General features: G+C 44.7%; 2 protein-coding genes. Both read right to left on the bottom strand.

Annotated elements, in window-relative coordinates:
- A partial coding sequence (locus tag WBM98_RS09935) for a LytR/AlgR family response regulator transcription factor (RefSeq protein WP_424365867.1) occupies window positions 1-415 on the bottom strand: 415 nt, incomplete at its 3' end.
- Window positions 412-2,454, bottom strand: coding sequence for a tetratricopeptide repeat-containing sensor histidine kinase (locus tag WBM98_RS09930; protein WP_424365866.1), 2,043 nt, complete (start codon window positions 2,452-2,454; stop codon window positions 412-414). The genes WBM98_RS09930 and WBM98_RS09935, both read right to left, overlap by 4 nt.
- Window position 2,455 lies beyond the last annotated feature (1 nt).

The raw sequence follows: 2,455 nt of genomic DNA, 5'->3' as shown, positions 1-2,455 counted from the left end.
CGACACCAGGCAACTGGGCATTCAATACCTGATCTTCGAGTGCCGTTTCCTTGGTCTTGATTTCCGAGACGTAATCGACGGCCTTGATCAATTCATCAATATTGATCGGTTTCATCAAATAATACGCCGCATGATTGTTCAGGGCATCGATGGCATATTGATTGTATGCCGTAACAAAAACGGTCTCAAAGCTTCTTTCGGGCAACTGATCCAATAGGTCGAACGCATTGCCATAGGGCATTTCAACATCCAGGAAAACCAGGTCGGGCTCTTGGTCCTTGATCAGCTGAAGGGCCTCCTGAATGGAAGCTGCCTCCCCAACGACCGTTACATTTCCGCAATATTTCGTCAAATAGTTTCGAAGGATGTCCCTACTATTTGCCTCGTCTTCAACAATTAGTGCATTTAAGTTCATGTATCCTTTTTTAAAGTGAACAAGACCCTGGTACCCTGTCCATCAGTGCTCAAGTCAGTGATATGTACGTCTACCTTATCTTTGTACATTTCGTTTAAGATGGCGATTCTTTTGCTGATATTCCCCATTCCTTTTGATTTTTGTTTCTTTTGGTTTTGGGTCTTTATGGCAGCGGATTTTTTTCGTCCTATACCATCATCCTCTACCGTAATTTGTATGGAGTTCCTTTCCAAATTTTTAAGTTCGATACGCAGGCACCCTTTATGCTCTTTATACCGCAAGCCATGCCAAATGGCATTCTCAATATAGGGCTGTAGGAGCATGGGAGGTATCTGGTAGCTATCGATATCGATGGTGTCATCTACATGGATCGAATAATCGAACTTGTCGGGGAAACGGGAATGCTCCAATTTCACGTACAAGCGTATCAATTCCAACTCCTTCGACAACGGAATAAAATCTTCCTCGGAGTTCTCCAAAACAGCCCGCATCAGCGTAGAAAAATCGCTCAAGTACCTATTGGCACTGCGTTCGTCGCTCTTGGCAATATAACTGTTTACCGAATTCAGTGCATTGAAAATAAAATGCGGGTTCATTTGGGAACGCAATGATTTCAAGGCCAATAGATTATTCGCCAGTTTCTGTTGCTGGTTGCTCCTATAAAAAAAGAAGGCCGCCAACCCCATCAACAGCATGCCAAAAAGCAAGGAGTAGATGACCCAGTTCTTTCGTTTGTTACTTTCCTCTTGCAATTGCTGACCTGTAATCGCCAAATCGTACTTGCTCTGCGACAACTCCCGGTCCTGCTCCAAACCAGCGATTCGACTTTGCTTTGCCGCAATTTCACGGTTGAGTCGTGCGGCTCGCGAAATTTCCTGCTCTTTTCGAATGTATAGGGTATCGACCACGGCCACATACGCCTGATAGGTTTCCAAGGCCTTGTTGAATTCTCCTTTATACTCGTAGACCTCCGATAATTTTCGTGTGGCATCTTTCTGAATGACCAGATCATCATCACTATCGGCCTCAACAATACTCCTCTGGAGATAGGGAATGGCCTCATCGTAATTGTCCTTGGCTATGTACGCATTCGCAATCTTGTAATTGATGCGTTGAGCGGTTATGGAGTCGACTGCTTTGGGGGTGTCTGCACTCACCTTGGTCTCAGCCGGTAATTCCTCAAGCTCGTTCAAACTTTGTTTGCGCAATTGGATCTCCTCGTCGAACCTATTTTTTTTATTGTAGAAATCGGCCACTTTTTCCTTTTCCTGAATCGATCGCTTCGGGGCCTCACTTTTGGCCAATTGCAGCGAATTGGAATAATAGCCTTCGGCCTCTATATTCCGATTGTCCTTGACATAGGCATCGGCAATCTTCGAATTCAGATCGGTGACTTTGGGGGTGACCTGGTTTTTCTCGGCAATGGTCAATCCTTCCCTGTAGAAGGCTACTGCCTTTTCGATATCGGCCATACCCAAGTAAGCGTCCCCCAAATATTCATAGAGTTCCACTTTTTGAAAGGGCACCATATTCCTGACCTTCAAGAGAGGCGTTAAGGTTTGTTCCGCATTTTTAAAATCCCCATTGGCCACATAGGCCTTCCCTAATAAAAATGACGTTTTGGTCGAGTTTTGTGCTTCCAAGGCATCTAAATAACTGGCAATGGACAGATCGTATTGTTTATGATAATAATAGACCTCCCCTAAGGTGGACAAGGATTGTGCAAGTTCCCTTTTATCCGCTCTTTGACCCAATTGAGCAATCGATTTTGTGATGAAATCAATACTTCGCTCGATATTGGTTTTTTTATAGTAGTTGGCAGAATCCAAGCAGAGGGCATGCAACGAAACCTCGTTACGGGAACTTTTATTGCTTCCAAAGCTACTCTCCCCTTTTTCAGCATACCCCCTGACTTTCACGTCAACATCCTCCCCACTCCGAATGCGATGCCGAACCGTTTCAAACTGTGGACTCTCAAAAATAAGTTCCTCCCCCAACGAGGCCCTAATCTTAAATTCCCCAAAGGCATTGGTCAAGATA

The sequence above is a fragment of the Maribacter sp. genome (genome assembly GCF_049667165.1).
Lineage (GTDB): Bacteria > Bacteroidota > Bacteroidia > Flavobacteriales > Flavobacteriaceae > Maribacter_A.
This window is presented reverse-complemented; position numbering and strand designations above follow the sequence as displayed.